Genomic DNA, 6309 nt, shown 5'->3' on the forward strand with positions numbered 1-6309 from the left:
CTTAAAGATACAAAATCTTTAGGTAATAACAAAGCCCCAGCTTGTGAAAGTCGGGGCTTTGTGCTAAAAAAGAAGGTGTGCTTTTTGACACACCTTCACGTCGGGATGTTTTCTGCGAAAGATGCAGACAATTGAAAATCAATGTTTCCACGAATTCTGAAAAAGCCTAAAGAATCAGATTGAAATCATCCCCGTCGCCCAGCACCGGAAAGTGTTTTCGGAACGTGTCCAGCGGCTCACGTGCAAGTACAGCCGTTGCCGTTTCTTCCTTATCATTCTCACACGACGCTATCAGCTTGCCATAAGGATTGATGATTACGCTGCCGCCGTTGTAAGAACACTGCGGATCATGCCCGGTCCGGTTTACACCAACCACATAACACTGGTTCTCGAGTGCCCGTGCCCGCAGCAGTGTATCCCATACCTCCCGGCGGCTGACAGGCCAGTTGGCTACATAAATCGCTACATCATAATCGTTCCGGCAACGTGAGCACACGGGAAAACGCAGGTCGTAACAAATCTGCAAAAGAATACGAAAACCTCCATACGAAACAATCACCCGCTTTCCACCGGAAGTATACTGCTTATCTTCCCCGCCGAAAGTAAACAGATGCCGCTTATCGTAACGGTGTATCGTCCCGTCGGGACAGACAAAATAAAAACGGTTGTAAAACATTCCCGACTCCTTTACCGAAAGACTACCAGCAAGGGCGCACTGATGCATTTCCGCCATCCGGCGCATCCATTGTAAGGTTTCCCCTCCTTCCTCTTCGGCAATCTCCATGGGAGCCATACTGAAACCGGTAGAAAACATCTCGGGAAGCACAAACAAATCCGTATCTTCATGCCCTTCCATCAGCTTTTCTATGCTTTTACGGTTTGCAACCGCATCCTCCCAGACGATATTCGTCTGCAAGATTGTAACCTTCAAAAATGTTGTCTGTCTATTCATTTTTACATCCCTTTTCCAAAATTCAACTGGCCCAAAGGTAATAAAAGTAAGCTGATTTAGATGTTGTTTACAAAATCTTTGCTATTTTTGTAGCAAAATTGAGTTAATGTATCAACAAATGAACGTATTAGAATTAAGTGAACAGGAGATTATCAGACGTAACAGCCTGAATGAAATGAGAGCGATGGGCATTGATCCATACCCTGCTGCTGAGTATGTAACCAACGCATTTTCGACTGACATAAAAGCCGAATTCAAGGACGACGAGGCAGAACCGCGCAAAGTATCGGTTGCAGGACGTATCATGTCACGTCGTGTGATGGGTAAGGCTTCTTTCATTGAATTACAAGACTCCAAAGGTCGTATTCAAGTATACATTACCCGCGATGATATATGCCCGGATGAAAATAAAGATTTATATAATGTAGTATTCAAACGCTTGCTCGACTTGGGCGACTTTATCGGCATCGAAGGTTTTGTATTCCGTACACAAATGGGAGAAATTTCCATCCATGCACAGAAACTGACCGTGCTGTCGAAATCTATCCGTCCGTTGCCTATCGTAAAATATAAGGACGGCGTGGCTTACGATAAGTTCGACGATCCCGAACTTCGCTATCGTCAGCGTTATGTAGACCTGGTTGTCAACGACGGCGTAAAAGATATTTTCCTGAAACGCACCAAAGTATATAACTCGATGCGTGAGTACTTCAATTCGAAAGGTTATATCGAAGTAGAAACTCCTATCCTGCAGTCTATTCCAGGTGGAGCAACTGCACGCCCGTTCATTACACACCATAACGCACTGGATATTCCATTGTATATGCGTATCGCCAGCGAACTTTACCTGAAACGTCTGATTGTAGGCGGATTCGAAGGTGTATACGAAATTGGAAAGAACTTCCGTAACGAAGGTATGGACCGCACACACAATCCAGAATTTACCTGTATGGAAATCTATGTTGCCTACAAGGATTACAACTGGATGATGACCTTTACTGAAAACATGATTGAAAAGATCTGTATGGATGTAAACGGTACAACAGAAATCAAGATTGGCGACAATACAATCAACTTCAAGGCTCCGTTCAAACGAGTTACCATGCTCGACTCTATCAAAGAATTTACGGGTTATGACCTGACCGGCATGAACGAAGATCAAATACGTGAAGTATGCAAGAAGCTGAACATGGAAATCGACGACACCATGGGTAAAGGTAAGCTGATTGATGAAATCTTCGGCGAATTCTGCGAAGGCAACTACATCCAGCCAACTTTCATCATCGACTATCCGATTGAAATGTCACCGCTGACCAAGCGTCACCGTAACAATCCAGACCTGACAGAACGTTTTGAGCTGATGGTAAACGGAAAGGAACTCTGTAACGCTTATTCAGAATTGAACGACCCGATTGACCAGTTGGAACGTTTCAAAGAGCAGATGCGACTGAGCGAAAAGGGAGACGACGAGGCAATGATTATCGACAAGGACTTTGTTCGTGCATTGGAATACGGTATGCCTCCGACATCGGGTATGGGTATCGGAATGGACCGTCTGGTTATGTTGATGACTGGACAGAGCACTATTCAGGAAGTATTGTTCTTCCCACAGATGCGTCCCGAAAAGGTTATCCCGAAAGATGCTCCGGCAAAATTTATGGAACTGGGTGTTCCTGAAGAATGGGTACCAGTTATCCAGAAAGCAGGCTATAATCTGGTTTCAGATATGAAAGATGTAAATCCGCAGAAACTGCATCAGGACATTTGCGGAGTGAATAAAAAATATAAATTAGAATTGAAGAATCCTAGCGTCGACGAAGTAGCTGGCTGGATACAGAAAATAGGCTAAAATGAAACTCCCCGGGAAAATAGCAATCATGGGTGGAGGAAGCTGGGCAACGGCAATAGCAAAAATCATATTGACCCAGGCAGACTCAATAAACTGGTATATGCGCCGTGACGACCGGATCGAAGAATTCCGTCGTCTGGGCCATAATCCGGCTTACCTGACCAGTGTGCGCTTCGATATGAAGTGCATCAACTTCTCTTCAGATATAAATAAGGTAGTGAAGGAATCGGACACACTGATATTCGTCACTCCTTCGCCGTATCTGAAAATCCACCTTAAAAAGCTAAAAACGAAACTCAAGGATAAGTTCATTGTAACGGCTATTAAGGGAATCGTCCCCGACGAGAACCTGATTGTGTCCGACTACTTTCATCAAATGTACGATGTTCCCGAAGAGAACATTGCTGTACTGGCTGGCCCGTGCCATGCAGAAGAAGTGGCACTGGAACGCTTGTCTTACCTCACGGTAGGATGCAAGGACATTGAAAAAGCAAAGATGTTTGCCCGACAGCTCTCGGGACATTATATCAAGACATCGGTCAATACCGACGTGGCAGGCATAGAATATGCGTCTGTCTTGAAGAATGTGTATGCTATCGCTGCCGGTATATGCAGCGGACTGAAATATGGAGATAACTTCCAGGCGGTACTGGTTTCGAATGCTCTTCAGGAAATGAACCGCTTTCTCGATACGGTACATCCGGTGAACCGGTGCACGAACGACTCGGCTTACTTAGGCGACTTGCTGGTAACTTCGTATTCCAATTTCAGCCGCAACCGCGTATTCGGAACAATGATAGGAAAAGGATATTCGGTGAAAAGTGCACAGATAGAAATGGAAATGATAGCCGAAGGCTATTACGGTACCAAATGTATCAAGGAGCTGAACAAGCACCTGCACGTAAACATGCCGATAGTAGACGCCGTTTACAACATTTTGTATGAACGGATTTCTCCAATGATTGAAATCAAATTACTGACTGATTCATTCAGATAATAAAGAAGAATATTTATGGAAAATATTAAACTTGACATCAACAAGTCTTTAGGTTTTATTTCCAAAGACAAACTAGCTGCTTACGAACCTAAGGTAAGAGCATGTATGGAAACATTGGAAAAAGGTACAGGACTGGGAAACGATTTCCTGGGCTGGTTACATTTGCCTTCTTCCATTACTAAAGAACATCTGGACGACTTGAAAGCTACCGCACAGGTTCTGCGTGAAAACTGTGAAGTTGTAGTTGTTGCTGGTATCGGCGGAAGCTATCTGGGTGCCCGCGCCGTTATCGAAGCTATGTCCAACAGCTTCTTGTGGTTGCAAGAAAAGAAAGCAGGACAGCCTACTATCATCTTTGCCGGACACAACATTGGTGAAGATTACTTGTACGAGCTGACTTCTTTCCTGAAAGACAAGAAATTTGGTGTAATCAATATCTCTAAATCGGGTACTACAACCGAAACAGCTTTGGCTTTCCGCCTGCTGAAAAAACAATGCGAAGACCAGCGCGGCAAGGAAATGGCACGTAAGGTCATCGTTGCAGTAACTGATGCAAAGAAGGGTGCAGCCCGTGTAACAGCCGACAAAGAAGGTTACAAATCATTCATTATTCCTGACAACGTAGGTGGACGTTTCTCTGTTCTTACTCCGGTTGGCTTGCTTCCTATCGCAGTTGCAGGCATCGACATCGACCAGTTGGTAGAAGGTGCACGCAAGATGGAAGAGGTTTGTGCTAACCAGAATATGATGGAAAACCCGGCTGCTCTGTATGCTGCGACACGCAACGAACTGTATCAGAGCGGCAAGAAGATTGAAATTCTGGTAAACTTCCAGCCGAAACTTCATTACTTCATGGAATGGTGGAAACAACTTTACGGAGAATCAGAAGGTAAGGACCACAAAGGTATCTACCCAAGCTCTGTAGACTTCTCTACTGACCTGCACTCAATGGGACAATGGATTCAGGAAGGTGAACGTACTATCTACGAAACTGTTGTTTCTATTGAAACTCCGAACCACGAACTCCGTGTACCTTCTGACGAAGAAAACCTGGACGGTCTGAACTTCCTTGCCGGAAAGCGCGTAGACGAAGTAAACAAAATGGCCGAACTGGGTACTCAGTTAGCACACGTAGACGGCGGCGTACCTAACATGCGCGTCAGCGTTCCGAAACTGAACGAATACTATCTGGGACAGTTGATTTACTTCTTCGAAAAGGCTTGCGGTATCAGCGGTTACCTGCTCGGAGTTAATCCGTTCAACCAGCCGGGTGTAGAAGCTTACAAGAAGAATATGTTTGCCCTGCTGAACAAACCAGGATACGAAGAAGAGTCTAAGGCTATCCAAGCTCGCTTGAAATAAAGACTACTGAATGAAGAATGGATAATGACAAATCGAGAAGGCAGTAACTCTTGCAGATACGGTCTTACTCGCTGGTCGTTATTCATTCTTCATTATTTATATATATTATTCTTAACTGAAAAGAAATGTTCCAACAAGCAATAAACAATTATCTTACCACACATCACTTTGACAAACTGAACCTGAAAGCTGTATTGTTCGACATGGACGGCGTACTATTCGACTCCATGAAAAACCATGCTACAGCTTGGCATGAAGCAATGAAGCAATACGGCATGCACTTGAGCCCCGAAGAAGCCTACATGCACGAAGGACGTACAGGAGCTGCTACAATCAATATTGTCAGCAGCCGCCAGCGGAACCACGAAGCAACCGAAGAGGAAATAAAAGAAATCTATCAGACAAAGAGTAACATTTTCAATTCACTCCCCAAGGCTGAACGGATGCCAGGTGCCCTGGAATTGCTGAACAAAATAAAGGCAGCAGGTCTGATTCCCGTCATTGTAACCGGTTCGGGACAAAAATCGTTGTTGGAACGCTTAAACAAAAACTTTCCCGGAATATTCAAGGCCGAACTGATGGTCACCGCATTCGACGTGAAATACGGCAAACCTAACCCGGAACCCTATCTCATGGGACTCCAGAAAGCCGGTGTCGAAGCCAACGAAGCCATCGTGGTAGAAAACGCCCCCCTGGGAGTCCGTGCCGGAGTTGCAGCAGGTATCTTTACCGTAGCAGTCAATACCGGTCCGCTGCCCGACAAAGTTCTGCTGGATGAAGGAGCCAATTATCTGTTCCACTCCATGCCGGATTTCAACAAGAATTGGGAAAATTTTTACCAAGCAATCAAATAAAATCGTATATTTGCATTTGAGCATTTACAAATGCTTATACTAACCCTAACAAATTCAATTGGATATTCGGGAAGGCTGCCTCGTGACGAAGCAGCCTTTTCTGTTTTATCTCTCCGCGATTTCTACACACCCCAACATAAATTTTCCTGCCTAAAAACAAAAAGAAGTCACCGAATCGGTCACCCAATTGATATAAAAATACGTGAGTTCGGGATAAGAAAGTATCTTTAAAAGTTGGTAATCACCGAATTATTTTGTATATTTAAGTCTGACAAACAATTAATTACAAATTAAC

The 6309-nt window shown here is 44.4% G+C and carries 5 protein-coding genes; 4 read left to right on the forward strand and 1 reads right to left on the reverse strand.

Translation table 11 applies throughout. From position 1 onward, the window contains the following. Positions 1-166 precede the first annotated feature (166 nt). Positions 167-931, reverse strand: coding sequence for an amidohydrolase (locus ACZM60_RS14190; RefSeq protein ID WP_489521814.1), 765 nt, complete (start codon positions 929-931; stop codon positions 167-169). Between the two features lie 139 nt (positions 932-1070). Between ACZM60_RS14190 and lysS the strand changes: the two genes are divergently transcribed. The 4 genes from lysS (at position 1071) to ACZM60_RS14210 (ending at position 6014) form a co-directional block, all read left to right on the forward strand. Then, a complete protein-coding gene (lysS, locus tag ACZM60_RS14195; RefSeq protein ID WP_021971105.1) occupies positions 1071-2801 on the forward strand; it encodes a lysine--tRNA ligase in 1731 nt (576 codons plus the stop codon). A 1-nt stretch (position 2802) separates the two neighbouring features. Next, positions 2803-3798 carry an NAD(P)H-dependent glycerol-3-phosphate dehydrogenase gene (locus ACZM60_RS14200; RefSeq protein ID WP_021971106.1) on the forward strand — a complete coding sequence of 332 codons (996 nt, stop codon included), beginning with the start codon at positions 2803-2805 and terminating at the stop codon, positions 3796-3798. A gap of 15 nt (positions 3799-3813) precedes the next feature. After that, positions 3814-5160, forward strand: coding sequence for a glucose-6-phosphate isomerase (locus ACZM60_RS14205; protein WP_340319470.1), 1347 nt, complete (start codon positions 3814-3816; stop codon positions 5158-5160). Between the two features lie 125 nt (positions 5161-5285). Then, positions 5286-6014 carry an inorganic diphosphatase gene (locus ACZM60_RS14210; protein ID WP_021971058.1) on the forward strand — a complete coding sequence of 243 codons (729 nt, stop codon included), beginning with the start codon at positions 5286-5288 and terminating at the stop codon, positions 6012-6014. Positions 6015-6309: the final 295 nt, after the last annotated feature.

Source organism: Phocaeicola sp. (assembly GCF_057861905.1).